Annotated in this window: 25 protein-coding genes; 11 read left to right on the top strand and 14 right to left on the bottom strand. The window is 64.7% G+C overall.

Features of this window, described 5'->3' with window-relative positions:
• Positions 1 to 2: 2 nt before the first annotated feature.
• Both purS and purC read right to left on the bottom strand, forming a co-directional pair.
• On the bottom strand, positions 3 to 242 hold the full coding sequence (purS, locus tag DK847_RS18315) for a phosphoribosylformylglycinamidine synthase subunit PurS (RefSeq protein WP_111199993.1): 240 nt from the start codon (positions 240 to 242) through the stop codon (positions 3 to 5).
• Positions 242 to 1,021, bottom strand: coding sequence for a phosphoribosylaminoimidazolesuccinocarboxamide synthase (gene purC / locus DK847_RS18310; protein ID WP_111199992.1), 780 nt, complete (start codon positions 1,019 to 1,021; stop codon positions 242 to 244). The genes purS and purC overlap by 1 nt, the downstream gene beginning before the upstream one ends.
• A gap of 219 nt (positions 1,022 to 1,240) precedes the next feature.
• Between purC and DK847_RS18305 the strand changes: the two genes are divergently transcribed.
• The 7 genes from DK847_RS18305 (at position 1,241) to DK847_RS18275 (ending at position 5,342) form a co-directional block, all read left to right on the top strand.
• Entirely contained in the window at positions 1,241 to 1,564 is a 324-nt protein-coding gene (locus tag DK847_RS18305; RefSeq protein ID WP_111199991.1) for a DUF1476 domain-containing protein, read from the top strand.
• Positions 1,565 to 2,338 carry an HpcH/HpaI aldolase family protein gene (locus tag DK847_RS18300; RefSeq protein ID WP_146256186.1) on the top strand — a complete coding sequence of 258 codons (774 nt, stop codon included), beginning with the start codon at positions 1,565 to 1,567 and terminating at the stop codon, positions 2,336 to 2,338.
• Positions 2,339 to 2,437: 99 nt separating this feature from the next.
• Entirely contained in the window at positions 2,438 to 2,671 is a 234-nt protein-coding gene (locus DK847_RS18295) for a hypothetical protein (RefSeq protein WP_146256185.1), read from the top strand.
• Positions 2,672 to 2,748: 77 nt separating this feature from the next.
• Positions 2,749 to 3,996 (top strand): nicotinate phosphoribosyltransferase, encoded by a 1,248-nt coding sequence (locus DK847_RS18290; RefSeq protein ID WP_111200029.1) that lies wholly within the window; start codon positions 2,749 to 2,751, stop codon positions 3,994 to 3,996.
• A gap of 28 nt (positions 3,997 to 4,024) precedes the next feature.
• Positions 4,025 to 4,477: a L,D-transpeptidase gene (locus tag DK847_RS18285; protein WP_111199988.1), complete on the top strand. Its 453-nt coding sequence runs from the start codon at positions 4,025 to 4,027 to the stop codon at positions 4,475 to 4,477.
• Positions 4,478 to 4,559: 82 nt separating this feature from the next.
• Complete coding sequence (locus DK847_RS18280) at positions 4,560 to 4,967, top strand: DUF305 domain-containing protein (protein WP_111199987.1); 408 nt, start codon at positions 4,560 to 4,562, stop codon at positions 4,965 to 4,967.
• Positions 4,968 to 5,009: 42 nt separating this feature from the next.
• Positions 5,010 to 5,342, top strand: coding sequence for a hypothetical protein (locus DK847_RS18275; protein WP_111199986.1), 333 nt, complete (start codon positions 5,010 to 5,012; stop codon positions 5,340 to 5,342).
• Positions 5,343 to 5,378: 36 nt separating this feature from the next.
• On the opposite strand, the gene DK847_RS18270 is transcribed toward DK847_RS18275, so the two are convergent.
• Positions 5,379 to 6,089: an outer membrane protein gene (locus DK847_RS18270; protein WP_161957370.1), complete on the bottom strand. Its 711-nt coding sequence runs from the start codon at positions 6,087 to 6,089 to the stop codon at positions 5,379 to 5,381.
• Between the two features lie 176 nt (positions 6,090 to 6,265).
• On the opposite strand from DK847_RS18270, the gene DK847_RS18265 reads away from it, so the two are divergent.
• Positions 6,266 to 6,862 (top strand): dimethylsulfonioproprionate lyase family protein, encoded by a 597-nt coding sequence (locus tag DK847_RS18265; protein ID WP_245414670.1) that lies wholly within the window; start codon positions 6,266 to 6,268, stop codon positions 6,860 to 6,862.
• Here the strand turns inward: DK847_RS18265 and purB are convergent, their stop codons facing one another.
• The 11 genes from purB to DK847_RS18210 form a co-directional block, all read right to left on the bottom strand.
• On the bottom strand, positions 6,863 to 8,170 hold the full coding sequence (gene purB, locus DK847_RS18260) for an adenylosuccinate lyase (protein ID WP_111199984.1): 1,308 nt from the start codon (positions 8,168 to 8,170) through the stop codon (positions 6,863 to 6,865).
• Positions 8,171 to 8,266: 96 nt separating this feature from the next.
• A complete protein-coding gene (locus tag DK847_RS18255) occupies positions 8,267 to 9,010 on the bottom strand; it encodes a DUF2259 domain-containing protein (RefSeq protein WP_111199983.1) in 744 nt (247 codons plus the stop codon).
• Between the two features lie 3 nt (positions 9,011 to 9,013).
• Entirely contained in the window at positions 9,014 to 9,250 is a 237-nt protein-coding gene (locus tag DK847_RS18250) for an Lrp/AsnC ligand binding domain-containing protein (RefSeq protein ID WP_111199982.1), read from the bottom strand.
• Positions 9,251 to 9,262: 12 nt separating this feature from the next.
• Positions 9,263 to 10,408 carry a branched-chain amino acid ABC transporter substrate-binding protein gene (locus tag DK847_RS18245; protein WP_111199981.1) on the bottom strand — a complete coding sequence of 382 codons (1,146 nt, stop codon included), beginning with the start codon at positions 10,406 to 10,408 and terminating at the stop codon, positions 9,263 to 9,265.
• 191 nt (positions 10,409 to 10,599) lie between these two features.
• Complete coding sequence (locus tag DK847_RS18240; protein WP_111199980.1) at positions 10,600 to 11,712, bottom strand: branched-chain amino acid ABC transporter substrate-binding protein; 1,113 nt, start codon at positions 11,710 to 11,712, stop codon at positions 10,600 to 10,602.
• 121 nt (positions 11,713 to 11,833) lie between these two features.
• The gene (locus tag DK847_RS18235; RefSeq protein WP_111199979.1) at positions 11,834 to 12,949 is read right to left on the bottom strand and encodes a branched-chain amino acid ABC transporter substrate-binding protein; all 1,116 of its coding nucleotides are present in this window, start codon (positions 12,947 to 12,949) and stop codon (positions 11,834 to 11,836) included.
• A 133-nt stretch (positions 12,950 to 13,082) separates the two neighbouring features.
• Positions 13,083 to 13,424 carry a DUF6867 family protein gene (locus tag DK847_RS18230; RefSeq protein ID WP_111199978.1) on the bottom strand — a complete coding sequence of 114 codons (342 nt, stop codon included), beginning with the start codon at positions 13,422 to 13,424 and terminating at the stop codon, positions 13,083 to 13,085.
• A 3-nt stretch (positions 13,425 to 13,427) separates the two neighbouring features.
• Entirely contained in the window at positions 13,428 to 14,150 is a 723-nt protein-coding gene (locus DK847_RS18225; RefSeq protein WP_111199977.1) for an ABC transporter ATP-binding protein, read from the bottom strand.
• The gene (locus tag DK847_RS18220; RefSeq protein WP_111199976.1) at positions 14,147 to 15,019 is read right to left on the bottom strand and encodes an ABC transporter ATP-binding protein; all 873 of its coding nucleotides are present in this window, start codon (positions 15,017 to 15,019) and stop codon (positions 14,147 to 14,149) included. Before DK847_RS18220 ends, DK847_RS18225 begins: the two co-directional genes overlap by 4 nt.
• A 1-nt stretch (position 15,020) precedes the next feature.
• Positions 15,021 to 16,415, bottom strand: coding sequence for a high-affinity branched-chain amino acid ABC transporter permease LivM (gene livM / locus DK847_RS18215; protein ID WP_111199975.1), 1,395 nt, complete (start codon positions 16,413 to 16,415; stop codon positions 15,021 to 15,023).
• A gap of 2 nt (positions 16,416 to 16,417) precedes the next feature.
• Complete coding sequence (locus DK847_RS18210; protein ID WP_111199974.1) at positions 16,418 to 17,353, bottom strand: ABC transporter permease subunit; 936 nt, start codon at positions 17,351 to 17,353, stop codon at positions 16,418 to 16,420.
• Between the two features lie 201 nt (positions 17,354 to 17,554).
• On the opposite strand from DK847_RS18210, the gene DK847_RS18205 reads away from it, so the two are divergent.
• The 3 genes from DK847_RS18205 to DK847_RS18195 are packed head-to-tail and all read left to right on the top strand — an operon-like array spanning position 17,555 to position 22,438.
• The gene (locus tag DK847_RS18205) at positions 17,555 to 18,091 is read left to right on the top strand and encodes a PadR family transcriptional regulator (protein WP_111199973.1); all 537 of its coding nucleotides are present in this window, start codon (positions 17,555 to 17,557) and stop codon (positions 18,089 to 18,091) included.
• A gap of 20 nt (positions 18,092 to 18,111) precedes the next feature.
• Positions 18,112 to 19,257, top strand: a complete 1,146-nt coding sequence (locus DK847_RS18200; protein WP_111199972.1) for an efflux RND transporter periplasmic adaptor subunit — start codon at positions 18,112 to 18,114, stop codon at positions 19,255 to 19,257.
• A gap of 10 nt (positions 19,258 to 19,267) precedes the next feature.
• A complete protein-coding gene (locus DK847_RS18195) occupies positions 19,268 to 22,438 on the top strand; it encodes an efflux RND transporter permease subunit (RefSeq protein WP_111199971.1) in 3,171 nt (1,056 codons plus the stop codon).
• The last annotated feature ends 76 nt before the right edge of the window (positions 22,439 to 22,514 follow it).

The following is a 22,514-nucleotide window of genomic DNA, read 5'->3' as shown; positions in this document are numbered from 1 at the left end:
GGTCAGCCAAGCTCGATGTCGTAGTTCTCGATCACGGTATTGGCGATGAGCTTCTCGCACATCGCCTTGACCTGCTCCCGGGCCTTGGCCTTGTCGGTCTCGGCCAGTTCGACCTCGAAATACTTGCCCTGGCGGACCTCGCCGACGCCGCCGAAGCCGAGGTGGCCCAAAGCGCCCTCGATGGCCTTGCCCTGGGGGTCCAGCACGCCGGTCTTGAGCGTGACCTTGATCTTTGCCTTCATCAGTTCAAATCCGTCTTCACGAGCTTGGGCTTGGAGCGTTCGGGCTTCTCGCCCTCGGCGATGATCCCCAAGCGGCGGGCCACTTCCTGGTAGGCCTCGACGAGGCCGCCCATGTCGCGGCGGAAGCGGTCCTTGTCGAGCTTGTCCTGGGTCTTGATGTCCCACAGCCGGCAGGAATCGGGGCTGATCTCGTCGGCCAGCACGATCCGCATCATGTCGTTCTCGTAAAGCCTGCCGAACTCGATCTTGAAGTCGACGAGCTTGATGCCGATGCCGAGGAAGAGGCCCGACATGAAGTCGTTGATGCGGATGGCCATGTGCATCATGTCGTCGATCTCCTGGGGCGAAGCCCAGTTGAACGCGGTGATGTGCTCCTCGGAGACCATCGGGTCGCCGAGCTGGTCGTTCTTGTAATAGAACTCGATGATCGAGCGGGGGAGCTGCGTGCCCTCGTCGATGCCAAGGCGCTTGGCCAGCGAGCCCGCGGCGACGTTGCGCACCACGACCTCGAGCGGCACGATCTCGACCTCGCGGACGAGCTGTTCCCTCATGTTGAGCGAGCGCAGGAAATGGGTGGGGATGCCGAGCTCGTTGAGCCTGGTGAAGATGAACTCGGAAATGCGCTGGTTGAGCACACCCTTGCCCTCGATCACCGCCTTCTTCTGGGCGTTGAAGGCGGTGGCGTCATCCTTGAAATGGACGATGATGGTGCCGGGTTCCGGGCCTTCGTAGAGGATCTTGGCCTTGCCCTCGTAGATTCGGGTGCGCCTGCTGTTCATCTGAAATATCCTCATCAAATCCCTAATCCACCCTCCAGAGCTTTAGCCCCGGACGGCGGTTTTCGCCAGTTCTGTTACGAATCCGGGGAGCAATTTCCCCAATCCTTTCGCGGGTCCTTAACGCAGAGCGCTGCGCTGCACAACGGCCCTTGTCTGAGCGGTTGATTTGGCGGGGAGACGTGGTTATTTCAAGGCCTTGATGTGCAACGGGAGACAGGAATGACAACCTTCGATAAGCGCGAGGAAGGCTTCGAGAAGAAGTTCGCCCTGGACGAGGAGCTGCTGTTCAAGGCCGGGGCGCGCCGCAACAAGCTCCTGGGCCTGTGGGCGGCCGAAAAGCTCGGCCTTTACGGCGCGGAAGCCGAGGCTTACGCCAAGTCCGTCGTCATGGCCGACTTTGCGGAAGCGGGCGACGAGGACGTGTTCCGCAAGGTCAGGGACGACTTCAACGTCAAGTCCATCGCCCTGACCGACCAGCAGATCCGCGCCACCATGGACGAGCTGATGGCCAAGGCCGTGGAACAGATCAAGGCTGGCGTCTAAGTGGGCGCTGCCCATTTCGACCTCAGGTCGCGGCTCGCTTCCGGCGAGCCGTTTCTGTTTAGCTGGATGAGCGTGCCCTCGGCGGCACTCGCCTCCCAGGTGGCGAGGCTGCCCTTTGACGGCGTCTGCCTCGACATGCAGCACGGCATGATCGGCTTCCCGGACGCGGTGGGCATGATCGCCGCCATCAATGCCGCCGGCCGGCCCGCCCTGGTGCGCTCACTGTGGAACGACGCGGCGACGCCCGGCCAGTGCTTCGACGCGGGGGCCTCATGCGTCATCGCGCCCATGGTGAACACCCGGGCCCAGGCCGAGGCGCTGGTGCGGGCCGCCAAGTACCCGCCGATGGGGGCGCGGAGCTGGGGCGGCTATACGGCCTTGCAGGCCTCCGGCCTGACGCCCGCCGAATACCTGCGCGAGGCCAACCGCATGACCATGGTCTTCGCCATGGTGGAGACGGTGGAGGCGCTGGAGAATGTCGAGGCGATTGCCGCGACACCGGGCCTCGACGGGCTGTTCGTCGGGCCCTCCGACCTGTCGATCACGCTGTCGAAAGGGGCAGGAGTGGACAAGACCGGCAAGGAGACGCTGGCCGCCATGGCGCGCGTGGCACAGGCCGCCAGGGCCAACGGCATCGTGGCCGGGGCCTTCGGCGGCAGCGCCGAGGTCATCAAGACCTATCTTGGCCTCGGCTATACCTTCATTGCCGCGGCGGTGGACGTGGACCTGATGCAGTGGGGCGCGGCAGACCTCAACCGGACACTTGCCGGTTGAGGCTGGCCAATCTAGTTTTGGGCTGAAGGCATCCGACCAAACCGTGATGGAGCAGCCATGAACCGCAGGACCATGCTTTCCTTGCTCGGACTTGCTGTCTTGTCCGTGATCGCCGTTCCCGCATTGGCGCCCCTCCGCGCAGCTTTCGCCAAGGACGGCTCGGGCGGCGGCAGTGACAAGGGCGATGACAATTCCGGGGGCGGCGAGGACAAGTCCGAAGACGGCCAGAAGAGCGGCGACCAGGATGGCAGCGAGACCGAGCAGCCGGGCACGGAAGCCCAGCCGGAGGCGGCGACCGAGTGCGCGGCCGGCACGGACTGCAAGAAGGAATAGGCCCCCGCCCTTTTTCGGCAGCCGGGCCAGCCCATGGTTTGACGCTCGGCGCGTTCCGCGCCAAGGTGGGCGCCATCATGGATCAGCGTGCTTCCCTCATTCCCGGCGCTGAGGCGATCCTCGACCGCCTCATCGCCCTTGCGCTCTGCGCCGGCCCCGTCGCCGCGCAGACCGACAAGTACTTCACCAATACCAGCCGCATCGTGGCGGCGAACGGCGATTCGAAGGTCACCTTCGCCGTGTTCATGCGCCGCCGCGTGGTGGCGGCCCTCGAGCCGGCGATCCGCGTGATCCGCCATTTCGTGCCGGACGTGGAGATCAGGCGCTTCTATGCGGAAGGCGACATCGTGCCGTCCGAATCGAAGATGCTGGAGATCACCGGCTCGATGCAGAAGCTCTCCGAGGTCGAGACGCTGATGCTGCAGAAGGTCGGCTTTCCCTGCGTCTCCGCCAACAATGCCTACGAGATGTGCCGCGCCATTCCGTCGGCGGCCTTCATGGACATGCATGCCCGCCATGGTTCGGGTGCCGAGATGAACATCCTCGCTGCCTATGGCGCGGCCGTCGGCTCCGCTGCGGCGAAGCGTGCCGACCCGGAGGTCAGGGGTTTCATCGGCTCTTCGCAGGACCTGACAGCTCCCTTCTTCGGTGCCAGCGCGGGCATGGGCACCATGCCCCATGCCCTGGTCGGCTACACCGATGGCGACGTGCTGAAGGCGATGCAGATGTTTGCCCGGACGCTGCCGGAGGTAAAGAACCTCACGGCCCTCGTCGACTATACGGGCCATGAGGTGACCGACGCGATCCGCTGCGCGCGCTGGTTCTACGACGAGGCGAAGCTCGACGCCCAGGGCAAGAGCTTCGGCGTCAGGCTCGACACCCATGGCGGCCGCTTCGCCGAGGGGCTCGACTACGAGAAGTCGGTGGACACGGTTGGCCAGTGGCTGGGGGTCCATGGCGAATACAACATCGTCGAGCAGGTGCTGGGGGGCAGGGCCTTCCAGCTCGATCCCAACAACATCCTCGTCGACAAGGTGCGCCGCATCCTGTTCGGCAAGGGCGTGTCGGCGGCGGCCATCATCCATGTGCGGCGCGCGCTGGACGGGGCCGGCTACGGACAGGCCACGATTGTGGGATCCTCCGGTTTCGACCCGCAGAAGTGCCAGATCATGGGTGCCGCGCGCGCGCCCCTCGACATGGTGGGGACCGGCAGCTTCCTGCCCGCCACGTTAACCGAAACTTACGCCACGGCCGACATAATCCGCTATGATGGCCATCGCCGGGTGAAGATTGGCCGGGAATTCCTCCATGAGGATGGGGGCTGAACGCCGGGCTGGGGACGGAGACGAAGCAATGAAGAAGCTGCTTGCCCTGTTCGTGGGGCTGATCATGCTGGCAGGGGCCAGCGCGGGCATCGAGGGTGCAACCGCCAAGACCAAGCCCGCACCCGAGGTCGAGATCCTGGTCGACATCTCGAACCAGACCATGACGGTGGATGTCAATGGCTGGACCTATGGCCGCTGGAAAGTGTCGACGGCGCGCGACGGCTACTACACGCCGCGCGGCTCGTGGCGGCCCTTCATGCTGAAGAAGATGCACTACTCGCGCAAATACGACAATTCGCCTATGCCGAATTCGATTTTCTTCCTCGGCGGCTACGCGATCCATGCCACCTATTACATCAACCAGCTCGGCCGCCCGGCCTCGCATGGCTGCATCAGGCTTCACCCGCAGAACGCGGCGAAGCTCTATTCGCTGGTGCAGAAGCACGGCCTGAAGTCGACGCGCATCACCATCAGCAACTGATTGCCCGGCAGGGCCCTGTTCACGGGGGAGGCGGAACACCGCCTCCCCCATTTTCGTTTCTGCTCGAAGCGGAGTTGCAGAGATGAAGAGAACAGCGCTGATTGCCATGGCACTCGTGCTCATGGCGCTGCCGGTGGCCGCCGACGATGTGGCCGTGCCGGCCCGCGGGCAGGAGGCCGCGGAAGACAGCATGCTCGGCATGCTGACGATGAAGGCCGGTTCGGAACTGTCCGAGGCCGACCGCGGCTACATGAAGGCCATGCAGGCCATGCAACAGGCCCTGATGAAGACCGAGATGACGGGCGATGCCAGCGGCGACTTCGTGCGCATCATGATCCTGCACCACCAGTCGGCAATCGACATGATCGACGTGCTCATGGCGCAGAAGGCGGTCGACCCGAAGATCCGTGACATGGCGGGCAGGATGCGCGCGGCGCAGGCTGGCGAGATCGTGACGATGCAGGCCTGGCTGGACGCCCACCCGAAATAGCGGAGGTTGATTGGCCGCGGCCTCCGGCGCTAGACCGGTCGGATGAAGAAAGCCGTGATTCTGCTGGTGCTGGTGGCTGCCGTCCTGGCGGTGTTCCTTGCCTATCCGCTGGTCAACGAGAACACCCGCACGTCATGCAAGGCGCTGGAACGCCGGGCCGTGACGCTGATGGCGCGCGACGGCGGACCCGAGGGTCTGATCATCGCGGCTCTGGCCCGCCAGCTGCTGCGCTCCGGCAAGGGCAAGATCGCCGCCGAGTTCTCGCGCCAGCGCAACCCGGACATCCCGGTGCCGCTGTCCTGCACGCTGAACTACTGGCACAGCCTCATCGACCGCGACTGGCTGGTGACAGCCCTCCAGGACAACCTGAACTGACGTTCGGCCCGGCGCCGGGCGCCGGGCCTTTCCTGGTCAGAAGTTATACTTGGCCGTGGCGCGCACCACGCTGAAGCGATAGTCGACCTCGTTCTTCAGCGTATAGTCCGTATCGCTCATCGAAAAACTGTCGGAGCCGAGATCGACATAGAGGTATTCGAGGCCGAGAGACCACTTGTCGATGCCGTATTCGATGCCGCCGCCGGCGGTCCAGCCGAGGGCCAGCCAGTCGCTGTTGCTCTTGTTCTCGCCGAACCGTGTCTTGGTTTCGAGCGTTCCGTAGGCCAGGCCGCCGGTGCCGTAGATCAGCACGTTGTCCATGGCATAGCCAAGGCGGCCGCGCAGCGTTCCGAACCAGTCTGACTGGTAGGAAAAGTTGTTGGAGACAGCGCCACTTGCGCCGATCAGGCCGGGATAGGTGGTGTTGTGGCTTTCGTCGAAGCCGCCGTAGTTGATGTCGGTCTCGATGCCGAGCACCAGCCGGTCGATCTGCCAGTTGTAGCCCAGCATGCCGCCGCCGGTGAAGCTGGCGCCCTGCTCGTCGCTTGAGCCGTCGCTGTCGCTTATCCAGGCGGCGCTGCCAGTGACCTTGCTGGTGACATTGCTGTTGTTGAAGGCGGCGCCGGCATTCACGCCGGCATAGAATCCGCTCCAGTCATACGAGCCGGTCGGATCGGCCGCTTGGGCTGCCGGTGTGGCGGCTGCAACAGCCAGGGTGGTGGCTGCGGCCAGCAGGATAAATTTCATGAGTATCCCCAAATCAAGTTGCATTGCATGGACCCCCCGCTTGGGGACCACAGTTGTGTCGCTGTGTTTGTTCGATCTGCAACGACGGCGTGTACAACGCGCTACAATTAAGACGAGAATTGGTCGCTGAAATGGCTTTTCTTGACCAGGCGGGGGTAAGGGGATAGCGAGCTCACATGACGCTACGTGACAGCAACCTGCAGCAGCTTATCGATCTCTCGGAGCGGATCATCGCATCCTCCGGAGATCCGCGGGCCATGGCGGCGGGCCAGCGCGTGTTCGAACGCCTGCGCGCCGGGGAGGGACCGATTGGCGCCGTCGCGGCGCAGCGGCTTCCGGTCTGCCATCACAACATCGGGGCGGCATTGGCGGGGCTGGCGGCAGAGGCCTCGCCGCTTCCCGAGATGGCCAGCGCCTTTGCCGCCGTGGAAGGACGGCTCCAATGGACGCGGCGCAGGAACGCCGAAGCGGTGGGCGAGCCATTCTTCAGCGGCCATGCCAATGCCGTGCTGGTTGGCCCCGGCGGCCTCGAGCAGCGCGAGGATGCGTGGATCGGTGTCACCGTGATGGCGCCCGGCATCGTCTACCCCGATCACGACCACCCGCCGGAGGAGGTCTATATCGCGCTGTCACCCGGCGAATGGTGGAATGCGGAGATGGACTGGACCGCGCCGGGGCCGGGCGGGCTCATCTACAACCCGCCGGGCATCCTCCACGCTATGCGCTCGCACGATGAGCCCTTCCTGGCGCTGTGGTTCCTGCCGCTCGGCTGATCAGGCCTCGCCAAAGACGCGGCGGAAGATCGTGTCGGTGTGCTTGGTGTGATAGCCGAGGTCGAAGAGGCTCTCGAGTTCGGCAGCAGTGAGGAGGGCGGAGACGTCCTTGTCCTTTTTCAGGAGCTCGAGGAAGTTGCCTTCGCCGCGCCACACCGGCATGGCGTTGCGCTGGACGGCGGCATAGGAGTCCTCGCGGCTCATGCCCTTCTGGGTGAGCGCCAGCAGCACGCGCTGCGAATGAACGAGGCCGCCGAGGCGGTCGAGATTGCGCTGCATGTTCTCGGGGTAGACCAGCAGCTTGTCGATGACGCCGGTCAAGCGCTTCAGCGCGAAGTCGAGGTGGATCGTGGCATCCGGCCCGATGCCGCGCTCGACGGAGGAGTGCGAGATGTCGCGCTCGTGCCACAGCGCCACGTTCTCGAGGGCGGGGATGACGGCCGAGCGCACGAGGCGGGCGAGGCCCGTGAGGTTCTCGGTCAGCACCGGGTTGCGCTTGTGCGGCATGGCGGAGGAGCCCTTCTGGCCGGGCGAGAAATATTCCTCCGCCTCCAGCACCTCGGTGCGCTGCAGGTGGCGGATCTCGGTGGCCAGCCGCTCGATCGAGGAGGCGACGACGGCGAGGGCCGCGAAATACATGGCATGGCGGTCGCGCGGGATCACCTGCGTCGAGACCGGCTCGGGCGTGAGGCCCATCTTTTCCGCCACGTATTCCTCGACGCGCGGGTCGATGTTGGCGAAGGTGCCGACGGCACCCGAGATGGCGCAGGTGGCGATTTCCTTCCGCGCCATGACGAGGCGCTCGCGGGCGCGCTGGAACTCGGCATGGGCCTGGGCGAGCTTGATGCCGAAGGTAGTGGGCTCGGCGTGGATGCCGTGGCTCCTCCCGATGCACACCGTGTTCTTGTGCTCGAAGGCGCGGCGCTTGAGCGCGGCGAGCAACCCGTCAACATCCTCGATCAGCAGGTCGGCGGCGCGCGCGAGCTGCACGTTGAGGCAGGTGTCGAGCACGTCGGACGACGTCATGCCCTGGTGCACGAAGCGCGCCTCGGGGCCGACGATCTCGGCGAGGTGGGTCAGGAAGGCGATCACGTCATGCTTGGTGACGGCCTCGATCTCGTCGATGCGGGCGACGTCGAACTCGGCATCCTTGCCCTTGTCCCAGATGACGGCCGCCGCCTCGCGCGGCACGACGCCCAATTCCGCAAGCGCTTCCGTGGCATAGGCCTCGATTTCGAACCAGATCCTGAAGCGGGTCTGGGGCTCCCAGATCTGGGCCATTTCTTTGCGGGTGTAGCGCGGGATCATGGGGTCGCCTCTCAAATGGGATGGCGCCCGCTTAACAAATCGCGGGGTCTTGTGCGAGTGCGAAGTTGGCCCTCATCCGCCCTGTCGGGCCCCTTCTCAGTCGCTGATCGTGAAGGGCACCGCGATGAAGCGGTGGTTCAGGCCCTCGAAGCCGCGGGCATAGACGCCGATCAGTGCCACCAGCCGGTCGGTGGTGGGAAAGCCGGTCTGCGCCACCACGGCGGCCACGTCATAGGCGGCGGGACAGTTGCGGCTGTCGGGGATCGCCTTGTCCTCGTGGATGACGCGGCTGGTGTTGGTCTGCAGGTCCTTGAGGCTGACGCGGACGCCGAAGCTGTCGCCATCGCCCTCCGGACACTTGGCCGGGCGGGGCAGCGGGATCTTCTCCACCGCGAGTTCGAAGCGCACGCCGAGCTGGCTCTTCTCGCCGGAGCGCGCGCCGAGGCTTTCATACCAGCGGTCAAAGGTCAGGCGCTCGCGCTCGGGCACGGCTTCGGTCGCCGGGTTGGCGGCGATCAGCTGGGCGGGCTGGGTGATGTCCAGCTCCTTGAGGGAGGGTGCGGCGGCGGCCCGGGCCTGGTCGCGCGCGGCGGCGGGCTTCGCCGTCTCGCTCTCCAGCAGGGCGCGGTAGGGCGAACCCTTGACCCACTCATTCGACTTGAGGTCGACGACGAAGACGTCCCAGTAGGGAAAGCCCGAGCCGTCCTGAACGCCATACTGCTCGAAGGCGAAATAGCGGCTGTCGGGCGAATAGCCGATCGGGTTGAAGGCCGCCCCGTCGGCCGCCAGCGCAGGGGTGGAGCCGAGGATGAGGCAGGCGAGGAGGGCGAGGGCGCGCATGGCTCAGAAGGCCTTGAAGGTGATGAGGGTATAGGTGTCGCGGATCCCCGGGATGGTCTGTATCTGGTTGGAGACGAACTGGCCCACGTCCTCATCCTCCTTCAGGTAGAACTTCACCAGAAGGTCCCAACCTCCTGCAGTGGAATAGATTTCCGACGCGATCTCGGCATCGGCGATGGCCGTGGCCACGTCATAGGACTTGCCGAGTTCGCATTTGATCTGGACGAAGAAGGCACGCATGGGAAGGCTCCGTCAGGGCGTTGTGTCGAGAAGGGGTGGGGCGAGGGTGCGGGCGTCGACCTCGACATAGCGGCCGTCGACCCACTTGAACCAGGCGATGGCGGGCGCCGTGAGGTCGCCCCGGGCATCGAAGCTGAGGGGGCCCACCACCGTGTCGAACCGGTTGCCGCCGCGCAGCCATTCGGCTAGGCGGGTGCTGTCCAGCGTGCCCGTCGCCTCGGCCGCGGCGGCCAGCGCCTGCACGGCGGCATAGGCATAGAGCGTGAAGCCCTCGGGGTTCTGGTCGGCGTCGCGGAAGCGCTGCACGAGGCCCTGGGCCGAGGGAAACTTGCGCGCATCAAAGGTGAAGGACGAGAGCGTGCCCTCGGCCGCCGCCTTGGCCTGGTTGCCATAGTCCTCGGTGACGAGCGAGTCGCCCGATATGATCTGTGCCTGCGAGCCTGCGGCCCGCAGCGCCTGTGCGATGAGGCCGCCTTCGACATAGGAGCCTGCCAGGTAGACGACGCCCGCACCCGACTCCGCCACCTGCCGCGCGAGGGGCGCGAAGTCCTTGGTGCCAGCCTTGAAGGCCTGCTGCAGCGCCGGGGTCACGCCCTTCTGCTGGAGGGCCATCGCGAAGCGGGCGGCAAGTGCGGTGAAGCCCGGCGACTGGTCGCTGAGGATGGCGACCTTGCGGCCGGGGAAGCGGTCCACCACCAGGGCTGCGGCGGCCCCGGCCTGGGCATCGTCGCGCGGCACCAGGCGGACGACGTTCCAGCCGCCCTCGTCGGTGAATTTCGGATTGGTGGAGGCCGGGCTGATCTGCAGGATGCCGGCCTTCTGATAGACCTTGGAGGCCGGGATCGAGGCGCCTGAGCAATAATGCCCGATCACCGCCTTGACGCCTGCCGATACGAAGCCGGTGGCCACGTCGATGGCCTTGCGCGGGTCGCAACCGTCATCGGCGAAGTCCACCGCAAGCTTCTCGCCGCGGATGCCGCCGGTGGCGTTGATGTCGTCGACGGCCTTCTGCACGCCACGCCGCAATTGCTCGCCCAGCGCCGCGTTGGGGCCCGACAGGGGGGCCGCCGCGCCGATCAGGATGTCGGCGCGTGCCGCCGCCAGGTTGAGCAGCAGGGACAGCAGGAAGAGGGCAAGGCGGACGGGCTTCAGCATCATCTGGGGGGCAGTATCGGGCCTTCGACCCAAGGGCGCAACAAGAGACCCGATCGGAGCGATTTCCCTCCCTGTTGTGGGGAGGGGGCAAGGATGGGCGTGCAGGGTGACGGCTGCATGAAACCTGCTTCCGGCATCACCCCAACCTGTCCCCTCCCCGCAAGGGGGAGGGGTGGTCTGGGAGGTTCCGAAGCTTACTGGATGTTGGCTTCGGTGTAGTTGCCGTCCTTGAAGGTGTACCAGACATAGGACGGGTTCACGACGTCGCCCTTCGAGTCGAGCTTGATCTCGCCGATCACGGTCTGGACCGGGTTGCCGGCGCGCAGCCATTCGGAGATCTTCTCGCCATCCGTCGTCTTGGTGGCCTCAGCGGCCGCCTTGAAGAGCTGGAAGGTGGCATAGGTGTAGAGGGTGAAGCCCTCCGGGTCGTAGCCCGCCTTCTTGAACGCGTCGACGATCTGGTTCGCAGCCGGGTTCTTGCGCGGGTCGGGCGCGAAGGTGAAGAACAGGTTGGTGGCCGCCGGGCCCGCGATGGCCCAGAGCTCCGCCGTGTTCATGCCGTCGGCCGAATACATCTTGGCGTTCAGGCCCTGTTCCGACATCTGCTTCAGGATCAGGCCCGCCTCGGGGTGGTAGCCGCCGAAATAGAGCGCCTCGACGCCGGCATCCTTGAGCTTCGACACCAGCGCGGAATAATCCTTCTCGCCGGCATTGATCGACTCGTTCAGCACCTCGGTGAGGCCGGCGGCATTCATCGCCTTCCTCGCTTCATCCGCCAGGCCTTTGCCATAGGCGCCCTTGTCGTCGATGATCGCGACCTTCTTGCCGGCAAAGGCCTTGGCGATGTAGTCGCCCGCCACCTTGCCCTGCGCGTCGTCGCGGCCGCAGACACGGGCCACGTTCCAGCCGCCCTCGTCGGTCAGCTTGGGGTTGGTGGAGGCGGGGGTGATCATCAGGATGCCCTCGTCCTCATAGACCTTGGAGGCGGGGATCGAGGCGCCGGAACACAGGTGGCCGGCGACGAACTTCACGTCATTCGAGGCCATCTGGTTGGCGACGTTCACGGCCTGCTTCGGGTCGCAGGCGTCATCGCCGATCTCGAGGACCAGCTTCTCGCCATTGATGCCGCCGGCGGCGTTGATGTCGTCAACGGCGCGCTGCGCGCCCTGGCGGCCCTGCTCGCCCAGCGCCGCGACCTGGCCGGTGATGGGGCCGACGAAGGCCACGGCGATGTCGGCAAGTGCCGTTCCGGCGTTCAGCGCGGCGGCCAGGCCGATGGCGGCGCCGGCCAGTAGATACTTCTTCATGCACGTTCTCCTTGAATGCAGACTTTCCGCTCCTTCTCCTGGTTCGCCGCCCTGATCTTTTTTTATCAACAAAAAGGGTGCCCGCCTTGCGGCGGGCACCCCGGCTTTAAGCACGGATGGCTTACTTGATCGAGGAATCCTCGAAGTACTTGCCGTCCTTGAAGGTATACCAGACATACACCGGGTTCTGGAGATCGCCCTTCGAGTCGAGCTTGATCTCGCCGAGCACGGTCTGGGTCGGGTTGCCGGCGCGCAGCCACTCCGAGATCTTCTGGTTGTCGAGCGACTTGGTCGCCTCGGCAGCCTGCTTCAGCATCTGGAAGGCGGCGTAGGTATAGAGGGTGTAGCCCTCCGGATCGTAGCCGGACTTCTTGAACTCCTCGACGATCGCGGCGGCTTCCGGAATGTTCCGGGGCTCGGGCGCGAAGGTGAAGATCAGGTTCTCGGCGGCCTTGCCGGCGATGGTCCAGAGCTCGGCCGAGTTCATCGAGTCACCCGACAGCATCTTGGCGTTCAGACCCTGCTCGCCCATCTGCTTCAGGATGAGGCCGGCTTCCGGATGGTAGCCGCCGAAGTAGACGGCTTCGACGCCGGCGTCCTTCAGCTTCGACACGAGGGCGGAATAGTCCTTCTCGCCCGGGTTGATCGACTCGCTGACGGCTTCGGTGAGGCCGGCGGCATTCATCGCCTTGCGGGTCTCGTCCGCCAGGCCCTTGCCGTAGGCCGACTTGTCGTCGACGATGGCAACCTTCTTGCCGGCATAGTTCTTGGCGAGGAAGGCACCGGCCACACGGCCCTGCGCATCGTCACGGCCGCAGACGCGGGCGATGTTCCAGCCACCTTCATCGGTGAGCTTGGGGTTGGTCGAGGCCGGGGTGATCATCATGATGCCCTCTTCCTCGTAAACCTTCGAGGCGGGGATCGAGGAACCCGAGCACAGGTGGCCGGCGACGAACTTGACGCCCTTCGAAGCCATCTGGTTGGCGACGCTCACGGCCTGCTTGGGGTCGCAGGCGTCGTCGCCGATCTCGAGGACCAGCTTCTCGCCGTTGATGCCGCCGGCGGCGTTGATGTCGGCAACCGCCTTCTTGGCGCCCTGGCTGTATTGCTCGCCGAGAGCGGCGAGCTGGCCCGAGATCGGACCGACGGTGGCGACCGTGAGGTCAGCCAGCGCCGAGCCCGCGGACAGCGCGGCGGCGAAGCTGACGGCCACGCCGGTCATGAGGAATTTCTTCATTCGTTTGTCTCCCTGATTACTTGGTCTTTGTCTTCTATGTGGATCTTTCCAGACGAAGTGCCGATCCACCGACGGGCACCTTAGGGACCATATTTGCGCAAACACGGCTCCTTGGAAAGGGGGTAAATGATTGTTAACCTTTGGTCTTCCAGCCCAGCGGGCCGGCTGCCTGGTAGAGCCAGGGGTATTGCCGCACCATTTTCTTGGCGATCGTCATGCGGTAGCCGAGCAGGCAGAAGGCCAGCAGGATGACGAAGTCGGTGATCAGGTAGTGCAGCGAGGTGAGGTCCGCCCCGAACAGCGCGAAGTGCAGGAAGCGCAGGCCGAGGGTGAGCGGGACCATGGCCAGGACAGCCATCCACAGCGGCCGCCACTTTATGGCGAGTCCCCGGCCGGCCAGGAAGGCCGCGCCGCCGCCGAAGAACACGGTCATGATCAGGAAGATCCAGAGATTGTCTTCAACGAAGAGCGACATGGCTCAATGACCTCCCTCGAGATAGGCGGCGCGGACTTCGGGCTTCGACAGCAGTTCCTTGCCGGTCCCCGACATGGTGATGCGGCCGTTGACCATCACGTAGCCGCGATGCGCGAGCTTCAGTGCATGGAATGCGTTCTGCTCGACGAGGAACACGGTGAGGCCCTCGGTGCGGTTCAGTTCCTTGATGGCCTCGAAGATCTGCTTGACGATCAGGGGTGCCAGGCCCAGCGACGGCTCGTCGAGGAGGAGGAGGCGCGGGCGTGACATCAGCGCGCGGGCAATGGCCAGCATCTGCTGCTCGCCGCCTGACAGCGTGCCGCCGCGCTGCGCCTGGCGCTTCTCCAGGATGGGGAACATCTTGAAGGCGCGGGCCAGGTCCTCGCCATAGTATTTGGGGTCGCTCACCGTGGCGCCCATCTGCAGGTTCTCGAGCACGGTCATGCGCGGGAAGATGCGGCGGCCCTCGGGGCTCTGCGAGATGCCGAGCTGGGCGATCTTGTGGACGGGCGTCTTGGTGATGTCCTTGCCGTCGAAGTGGATGGAGCCCGCACGCGCCCGCGGCGTGCCGCAGATGGTCATCATCAGGGTGGACTTGCCGGCACCGTTGGAGCCGATCAGGGTGACGATCTCACCCTGGTTGACATCCATGTCGATGCCCTTCAGCGCCTGGATCTTGCCGTAGAAGGTCTGAACACCCCGGACCTTGAGAAGCGGTTCGGTCATGCTTGGTCTCCCAGGGCTTCGGCCACCGCCTTGGCGGCAAGCGCGTCCTTTTCTTCTTCTTCCTCGTCGACGCCCAGATAGGCGCGGATCACGGCCGGGTCGTTCTTCACGTGATGCGGTGTGCCGTCCGAGATCTTCTGGCCATAGTCGAGCACCACGATGTGGTCGGAGATGCCCATGACCACGCTCATGTCGTGCTCGATCAGCAGGATCGACACGTCGTTCTCGGAGCGGATGGCGCGCAGCAGCTTGTTGAGTTCCTCCGATTCACGCGGGTTCAAACCCGCCGCCGGCTCGTCGAGGCAGAGCAGGCGCGGATCGGTGCACATGGCGCGCGCGATTTCGAGGCGGCGCTGGTCGCCATAGGGCAGGTCGCCCGCCGGATCATCGGCACGGTCGATCAGGCGCACCTTCTCGAGCCACGCCTTGGCGAGCTCGATTGCGTCCCTCTCGGCGCGGCGGTAGTGGCCGCTGCCGAGCACGCCGGCGATGGTATAGCCCGATGCCACCATCAGCTTGTTGTGCTGGGCCACCATCAGGTTTTCCAGAACCGTCATGCCGGAGAACAGGCGGATGTTCTGGAAGGTGCGGGCGACCTTCGCATGCTGGGCGATCTTGAAGTCGTCCATGCGCTCGAGCAGGAATTCCTTCCCGTCCGCGTGGCGCAGTGCGATCTTGCCCTCGGTCGGCTTGTAGAAGCCGGTGATGCAGTTGAACACCGTGGTCTTGCCGGCACCGTTGGGGCCGATCAGCGCGGTGATCTCGTTGCGGTTGGCAACGAAGGAGAGATCCGAGACGGCGGTCAGGCCGCCGAAACGCATCGTCACGTGCTCGACGGAGAGCACCGGGGTCGTGTTCGCGGTTGCCATGTCAGCCGTGTCCTTCCTTGACGAGATCACCAGAGACGGCCTTGCGCTCCTTGAGGAAGACGGTCGGCTGCCTGCGTGTCACGAAGCCTCTTGGCCGGAAGCGCATCATCAGCACCATGGCGAGGCCCACCGCCAGCATGCGGAAGTGCACGGGGTCGGTCCCTTCCGGCAGGTATTGCTGGAACACCGAAAGCTCGCGGAACAACTCGAACGACCCCATGATGGCGATCGCCGCGAAGACGATGCCGATCTGTGAGCCCAGGCCCCCCAGCACCACGATGGCGAGGATGATGGCCGATTCGATGAACACGAAGCTTTCGGGGCTCACGAAGCCCTGGCGGGTGGCGAAGAAGCAGCCCGCGAAGCCGCCGAACATGGCGCCGATGGCAAAGGCCGTGAGCTTGGTGTTCGTGGTGTTGATGCCGAGCGAGCGGCAGGCGATCTCGTCCTCGCGCAGGGCCTCCCAGGCGCGGCCGATGGGCAGGCGGCGCAGGCGGTTGGTCACGAAATAGGTGAGCAGCGCCAGGAGCAGGATCACGTAGTAGAGGAAGACGTAATAGTGGATGCGGTTGAACTCGATGCCGAAGAAGTCCGAGAAGCTTCCCGGTCCGCGGGCGAAGGGCAGGCCGAAGAATGTGGCCTTCGGCACGGTGATGCCCTGCGGGCCGTTGGTGAAGCTGAACCAGTTGATCAGCACCAGGCGGATGATTTCGCCGAAGGCCAGCGTCACGATGGCGAGATAGTCGCCGCGCAGGCGCAGCACGGGGAAGCCGAGGATCACGCCCCACAGCGCCGCCAGCAGGCCGGCGATGGGCAGCGTGATGTAGAAGGCCCAGGGCACCATGCCGTCGCCGAACCAGTAGGGGAAGTAGACGGTGGAGAGCAGCGCATAGGCATAGGCGCCGACCGCGTAGAAGGCGACGTAGCCGAGGTCGAGGAGGCCGGCGAGGCCCACCACGATGTTGAGGCCCCAGGCCAGCATGACATAGGTGAGGATGTAGATCCCCAGGTCGATCGGGCGGCGCTCGAAGCCGAAGAGGAAGGGCAGCGCGAAGGCGAAGGCCACCAGCACGGGGAACACCCAGGGGCCGATGCGTTCCGACAGGCTGGCCTTGGCGGGGCCTGCCGGCTTGGCGGAGGCCGCCACCGGCGAGGGCGCCCGGTTCCACACGAAGAGGTGCATGAACAGGCGCACGCCCAGCAACAGGGCGAGGATGATGAACACCTCGCTCCAGCGCGACACCAGCACCAGCGAGTATTGCGTGATGACCGACTTGTAGGCGACGATCGGCACCATGATCAGCATCGACACGATTGCCGTGCCGATCAGGTCCTTGATGATGGCCGGCCAGTCGTAGGCCTGCGCCTTGGGCGCGGGAAGGTCAGTTGCGGACATGATCAGACCTTCTCCACTTCCGGTTTGCCGAGCAGGCCCTGGGGCATGAAGATCAGCACGATGATCAGCACCGTGAAGGCCGCCACGTCCTTGTACTCGACGGTGAAGTAGGCCGACCACATGGTTTCGATCAGCCCGATCACGAGGCCGCCCAGCATGGCGCCCGGCAGCGAGCCGATGCCACCCAGCACGGCGGCGGTGAAGGCCTTGATGCCGGCGAGGAAGCCGACGAAGAAGTCGGTGACGCCGTAGTAGAGGAAGAACATCAGGCCGGCGAAGGCGGCAAGCGCCGCACCCATGATGAAGGTGATCGAGATGGTGCGGTCGACATCGATGCCGAGCAGTGCGGCCATCTTCTGGTCCTGCTCGCAGGCGCGCTGGGCGCGGCCGAGCGAGGTCTTCTGGATGAGGATGGTGAACACCGCCATCAGGATCAGCGTCGACACGATGATCAGGATCTGCATGTTGGTGAGGCGCACGATGAATTCGCCGGCCTCGGTCACGCGGCGCATGATCTCGTAGCCGCCGGTGACGATGGGCTGCACCGGCTTGGGGCGGCCTTCCTGGTTCACGCGGACGAATTCCTGAAGCACGATCGACATGCCGATGGCGGAGATGAGGGGGGCAAGCCGGAAGGACCCGCGCAACGGCTTGTAGGCCAGCCGCTCGATCGTCCAGTTGTAGGCGGCAGCGACCACCATGGCGATGGCGGCGACGAGGATCAGCGCCAGCAGGATGAGCAGCAACCCGCTGCCGCCTGTCAGGCCGATGCCCAGAACCACCAGAAAGGCGGCCACCGAACCGACCATGAACACGTCGCCATGGGCGAAGTTGATCATGCCGATGATGCCGTAAACCATCGTGTAACCGATGGCGATCAGGCCATAGATCGACCCAAGTGTAATTCCGTTGATCAGCTGCTGGAGAAAATACTCCATGAGCCCCCCTGTATGACTGACTGCGGCGCGGTTTTTTTTGGCTGCCGTAGAATTGTCATAGATGGATCGCTTTTCGAAAACAAGCACGGGGCCCCACCCGTCAAGGTAGCGAAATTCTACCTTGGGCCTCTTGTACTCTATTCCGAGACGATATATATCGCCCCGTTATATCGGATTGGCATATATCGGATCGGAATTCGCATGAACGTCAGGACTCTCTGCCTCGGCGTCCTCTCTTCCGGGGAGGCGTCGGGCTACGAGATCAAGAAGGAGATCGAGGAGGGGCTGTTCAGCCACTTCATCGACGCGAGCTATGGCTCGATCTATCCGGCGCTGACCCAGCTGGCCGGCGAAGGCCTGGTGACGGTGCGGGCCGAGGAGCAATCGGGCAAGCCCGACAAGAAGGTCTATGCCATCACGCCCAAGGGCACGGATGCGCTGGCGCGTTCAATCTCCGTCGTGCCGGGGCGGGACAAATACAAGTCTGAGTTCCTGTTCCAGATGCTGCTGCAGGAGTACATCACGCCCGCCACCATGGTGGCGGCCATCGACAAGCAGCTTTCCGATCTGCGGGCCGATCTCGCCCGTATCGACGAATGCAAGTGCGCCGAGCACCCCCATGCCGGGGCGCGCTTCGTCGCTGACTATGGCAGGGCCGTGCTGACAGCCGCGGTCAATGTCCTCACCGAAAAGAAGGCAGAGCTGCTGCGCGAAGCGACATCGCAGGCAGCCGAATAGAACATCCGGGAACGAAGCACATGATCCGCCGCATCCTCTATCTCCTCCTCGTCACCGTTCTGCTCGGCGGCCTCGCCGGGGCGATCGCCTTCTATGCCTTCGACTTCAAGCCGAAGATGCTGGCAACGGTGATCCTCGGCGCGCCGCGGCCGCCGGAAACCATCTCGGCCGAGCCCGCGCGCACCGACACCTGGCAGCCGCAGATCGCCGCCATCGGCAGCGTCACCGCCTTCCAGGGCATCGACATCACGCCGAAGGTGGGCGGCATCGTCAACGAGATCAACTTCGAGTCCGGCCAGGACGTGAACAAGGGCCAGCTCCTGGTGAAGCTCGACACCGAGACGGAGGAGGCGGACATGCGCTCCATCGTGGCCGAGATCACCAACAACGACACCGAGCTGAAGCGCCGCGAGGGCCTGGTCTCCAAGGGGGTCGTGGCGGTGACCGAACTCGACTCGCTCAAGACCAAGCAGCGCGTGCTGCAGGCAACGCTCGACCGCCGCCGCGCCGAGGTGGCGCAGAAGTTCATCTATGCCCCGTGGGCGGGCCGCGTGGGCCTGCGCGACATCGCGGTCGGCAGCTACATCGCTCCCGGCCAGAAGATCGTCTGGCTGCAGCAGATCGACCCGATCTACGTCGACTTCAGCGTGACCGAGTCCGACTATGCCCGCATCAAGGAGGGCCAGACGGTCAACGTCAGCCTCAACGCCTATCCGGACCAGAGCTTCACCGGCAAGATCGTGACCACGGATGCGCGCCTCTCCGACACCAACCGCATGATCATGGTGCGCGCCGAGATCGACAATCCGGACAAGAAGCTGGTGCCCGGCATGTATGCCAATGTGCTGGTGGACGTGGGCGAGCCTGAGAAGGTCGTCACCGTGCCGCAGACCGCCGTCACCTATTCGCTCTATGGCGACAACATCTTCGTGGTGAATGCCACCAAGGTGAAGGACAAGGACGGCAAGGACGTTGACGAGCTGGTGGTCGAGCGCCGCTTCGTCAAGGCCGGCCCCGTGCGCGATGGCCGCGTCTCCATCATCAGCGGCATCAAGGATGGCGACAAGGTCGTCACCGCCGGCCAGAACAAGATCGACCAGGGCAGCAAGGTGAAGATCGACAATTCGATCGCGCTGAAGCTGCAGGACACGACGACGATCCAGTAGGAACAGGGCGATGCATTTCACCGACATCTTCGTCAAGCGCCCCGTCCTCGCGACGGTCGTCAGCTTGCTCATCCTGCTGGCCGGCCTGCAGGCCGTGCTCAAGCTGCCGATCCGCCAGTTCCCGGAGGTCTCCGACACCAAGATCGAGATCACAACGGTCTATCCCGGCGCCAACGCCGACCAGATCAAGGGCTTCATCACCACGCCGCTGCAGCAGGCCGTGGCCTCGACCGAAGGCGTCGACATCATCGAGTCGCGCTCCTCGCAGAATGTCTCGACCATCACGCTGAAGCTGCGGCTTGACGCCAATGCCGACCGCGCGCTCGCCGACGTCCTTTCCAAGGTGAACGAGGTGAAGGGTGTCCTGCCGGAGGAGGCGAACGACCCCGTCGTCAAGCGCACCACCGGTGCCGGTTTCGCGCTGATGTATATCAGCTTCAAGTCGGACCAGATGTCGGCGCCGCAGATCTCGGACTACCTCGACCGCGTGGTGAAGCCGAAGCTGCAGGCGATCAACGGCGTGGCCTCGGCCGAAATCCTCGGCGGCTCCACCTTCGCCATGCGCGTCTGGCTGGACCCGGAGAAGATGGCCTCGCTCAGCGTCACGCCGCTCGACGTGCGCAATGCGCTGGCGTCCAACAACTTCACCACCGCCGCGGGCGAGGTGAAGTCGGATTTCACCCAGCAGAACATCAATGCCCAGACCTCGCTCGAAACGCCCGAGCAGTTCGAGCAGCTGGTCGTCGCCACGCGCGGCGACACGGTGATCCGGCTGGGCCAGGTGGCCACCGTCGACCTCGGCCCCGAGAACTATGACACGCGCTCGGCCTTCGACGGGCTCAAGGCCGTGTTCATGGGCATCCAGACCACACCCGACGCCAACCCGCTCACCGTCATCAACACGGTGCGCGAGACGATGCCGGAAATCCAGCGGCTGCTGCCCACGGGCCTCGAGGCCAACATCGCCTATGACGCGACGCTGTTCATCAATGCCTCGATCTGGGAAGTGGGCAAGACGCTGCTCGAGGCCGGCATCATCGTCATCGTGGTGATCTTCCTGTTCCTCGGGTCCTTCCGCTCGACGATCATCCCCGTCGTCACCATCCCGCTCTCGCTCATCGGCGTGGCGCTGGTGCTGGTGGCCTTCGGCTATTCGATCAACCTGCTGACGCTGCTCGCCCTTGTGCTTGCCATCGGCCTCGTCGTCGATGATGCCATCGTGGTGGTGGAGAACATCCACCGCCACATCGAGGAGGGCATGACGCCATTCGACGCGGCACTGCGCGGCGCGCGCGAGATCACCGGCCCGGTCATCGCCATGACCATCACGCTGGCCGCCGTCTATGCGCCGATCGGCTTCACCTCGGGCCTGACCGGCGCGCTGTTCCGCGAATTCGCCTTCACGCTGGCGGGTGCGGTCATCGTCTCCGGCGTCGTGGCGCTCACGCTCTCCCCGATGATGACGTCGAAGATGCTGAAGCCGCACGAGAAGCTCTCGTGGTTCGGCCGCCTCGTCGAGCGCGTCTTCGGCGGGCTGCAGCGCTTCTATCGCCGCCGCCTCGACGGCACCATCAAGCAGCGCGCGGTCTTCGCCTGGGTTGCGGTGCTGACCATCGTGCTCTCCGGCGTGCTCTACAACGCCATCGGCCGTGAATTGGCGCCGGCGGAGGACCAGGGCGTGCTGTTCGCCTTCGTCAATGCGCCCGAGCACACCAATCTCGACTATCTCACCACCTATACCGATGACCTGACCAAGATCATGATGGCGATACCGGAGCGCGAGAACCTCTTCGCCATCGACGGTTTCCCCAACACGCACCAGGCCTTCATGGGCCTGATCCTGAAACCGTGGGACGAGCGTTCGCGCTCGGACCTTACGGTGATGGGCGAGCTGCAGCCGAAGTTCAAGGATGTCTCGGGCGTCAACATCTTCGCCACGGCGCCCTCCGCCATCCCCGTGGGTGCGGGCGACCTGCCGATCGAGTTCGTGCTCACCTATCCGGGTGACTACACGCGCCTGGCCGACACCCTCGACAAGCTGAAGGCGGAGGCCGACAAGTCCGGCCTGTTCATCTTCACCAACGCCGACCTGCGCTTCCAGACGCCGCAGGTGGAGCTGGTGGTGGACAAGGACCGCGCCAATCGGCTGGGCGTCACCATGCGCGACGTCGGCGCCACGCTGGCGACGCTGCTCGGCGGCAACAACGTCAACCGCTTCACGGTCGATGGCCGCAGCTACCAGGTGATCCCGCAGGTGCCGCGCACCGAGCGCTCCTCGGTGGACCAGATCCTGAGCTACCGGGTGCGCGCCACGGACGGGCAGATGGTGCCGCTCTCGGCCTTCACCGAGGTCTCGAAGACGGTGCAGCCCAATGGCCTCGCCACCTTCCAGCAGCTGAACTCCGCCATGCTGCAGGGTGTGCCGTTCCCCGGCCGCACCATCGGCGAGGGCATCACCTTCCTGCAGCAGAAGGCCGACGAGATCATGCCGCAGGGCATGGCCTATGACTTCAAGGGTGAAAGCCGCCAGTTCGTCAAGGAAGGCAATACGCTGGCCATCACCTTCGCGGTGGCGCTGCTGCTGATCTACCTCGTCCTGGCCGCACAGTTCGAAAGCTTCCGCGACCCCTTCATCATTCTCATCGGCCTGCCGGCCACGGTGTTTGGCGCACTGCTCGTGCTATTCATCCTGGGCGAGGTCAATGGCGCGATGATGAACAACCCGCCGATCAACCTGGGGTCCGGCACCATCAACATCTATACCCAGATCGGCCTCGTGACCCTCATCGGCCTCATCGCCAAGCACGGCATCCTGATGGTGGAATTCGCCAACAAGCTGCAGGAGACGAAGGGCTATGACAAGGACACGGCCATCAAGGAAGCCGCGGCCACGCGCTTGCGGCCCATCCTGATGACAACGGCCGCCATGGTCATCGGCGTGACGCCGCTGCTGATCGCCAATGGTGCGGGTGCCAAGAGCCGCTTCGACATCGGTGTGGTCATCGCCGCCGGCATGACCATCGGCACGCTGTTCACGCTGTTCATCACGCCGGCGATCTATTCCTACGTGGCAAGGGACCGCCGCCACATGCATGACCGCGAGAATGCTTCGGACGTGCTGGCCCCGCATGTGGACCACCCGGCCAACGACATGCGGCCGGTGCCGAAGGCGGCGGAGTAGGGGCTTCGGCTCCGCCTTCACAAAGTTCATCATGCCCGGGCTTGTCCCGGGCATCTTTTTTGGTAGCTGCGAAAAG

It is taken from the genome of Aestuariivirga litoralis (genome assembly GCF_003234965.1).
Taxonomy (GTDB): Bacteria; Pseudomonadota; Alphaproteobacteria; order Rhizobiales; family Aestuariivirgaceae; genus Aestuariivirga; species Aestuariivirga litoralis.
This window is presented reverse-complemented; position numbering and strand designations above follow the sequence as displayed.

Bases quoted from the DNA above. Each gene is read 5' to 3' on its own strand.
- DK847_RS18200 (WP_111199972.1), top strand. From the start codon at position 18,112: ATGATCCGCCGCATCCTCTATCTCCTCCTCGTCACCGTTCTGCTCGGC.
- DK847_RS18245 (WP_111199981.1), bottom strand. From the start codon at position 10,408: ATGATGCTGAAGCCCGTCCGCCTTGCCCTCTTCCTGCTGTCCCTGCTG.
- DK847_RS18205 (WP_111199973.1), top strand. From the start codon at position 17,555: ATGAACGTCAGGACTCTCTGCCTCGGCGTCCTCTCTTCCGGGGAGGCG.
- DK847_RS18240 (WP_111199980.1), bottom strand. From the start codon at position 11,712: ATGAAGAAGTATCTACTGGCCGGCGCCGCCATCGGCCTGGCCGCCGCG.
- DK847_RS18235 (WP_111199979.1), bottom strand. From the start codon at position 12,949: ATGAAGAAATTCCTCATGACCGGCGTGGCCGTCAGCTTCGCCGCCGCG.
- DK847_RS18230 (WP_111199978.1), bottom strand. From the start codon at position 13,424: ATGTCGCTCTTCGTTGAAGACAATCTCTGGATCTTCCTGATCATGACC.
- livM (WP_111199975.1), bottom strand. From the start codon at position 16,415: ATGTCCGCAACTGACCTTCCCGCGCCCAAGGCGCAGGCCTACGACTGG.
- DK847_RS18275 (WP_111199986.1), top strand. From the start codon at position 5,010: ATGAAGAAAGCCGTGATTCTGCTGGTGCTGGTGGCTGCCGTCCTGGCG.
- DK847_RS18285 (WP_111199988.1), top strand. From the start codon at position 4,025: ATGAAGAAGCTGCTTGCCCTGTTCGTGGGGCTGATCATGCTGGCAGGG.
- purB (WP_111199984.1), bottom strand. From the start codon at position 8,170: ATGATCCCGCGCTACACCCGCAAAGAAATGGCCCAGATCTGGGAGCCC.
- DK847_RS18250 (WP_111199982.1), bottom strand. From the start codon at position 9,250: ATGCGTGCCTTCTTCGTCCAGATCAAATGCGAACTCGGCAAGTCCTAT.
- DK847_RS18290 (WP_111200029.1), top strand. From the start codon at position 2,749: ATGGATCAGCGTGCTTCCCTCATTCCCGGCGCTGAGGCGATCCTCGAC.
- purS (WP_111199993.1), bottom strand. From the start codon at position 242: ATGAAGGCAAAGATCAAGGTCACGCTCAAGACCGGCGTGCTGGACCCC.
- DK847_RS18270 (WP_161957370.1), bottom strand. From the start codon at position 6,089: ATGAAATTTATCCTGCTGGCCGCAGCCACCACCCTGGCTGTTGCAGCC.
- purC (WP_111199992.1), bottom strand. From the start codon at position 1,021: ATGAACAGCAGGCGCACCCGAATCTACGAGGGCAAGGCCAAGATCCTC.
- DK847_RS18255 (WP_111199983.1), bottom strand. From the start codon at position 9,010: ATGCGCGCCCTCGCCCTCCTCGCCTGCCTCATCCTCGGCTCCACCCCT.
- DK847_RS18195 (WP_111199971.1), top strand. From the start codon at position 19,268: ATGCATTTCACCGACATCTTCGTCAAGCGCCCCGTCCTCGCGACGGTC.
- DK847_RS18225 (WP_111199977.1), bottom strand. From the start codon at position 14,150: ATGACCGAACCGCTTCTCAAGGTCCGGGGTGTTCAGACCTTCTACGGC.
- DK847_RS18305 (WP_111199991.1), top strand. From the start codon at position 1,241: ATGACAACCTTCGATAAGCGCGAGGAAGGCTTCGAGAAGAAGTTCGCC.
- DK847_RS18280 (WP_111199987.1), top strand. From the start codon at position 4,560: ATGAAGAGAACAGCGCTGATTGCCATGGCACTCGTGCTCATGGCGCTG.
- DK847_RS18220 (WP_111199976.1), bottom strand. From the start codon at position 15,019: ATGGCAACCGCGAACACGACCCCGGTGCTCTCCGTCGAGCACGTGACG.
- DK847_RS18210 (WP_111199974.1), bottom strand. From the start codon at position 17,353: ATGGAGTATTTTCTCCAGCAGCTGATCAACGGAATTACACTTGGGTCG.
- DK847_RS18265 (WP_245414670.1), top strand. From the start codon at position 6,266: ATGACGCTACGTGACAGCAACCTGCAGCAGCTTATCGATCTCTCGGAG.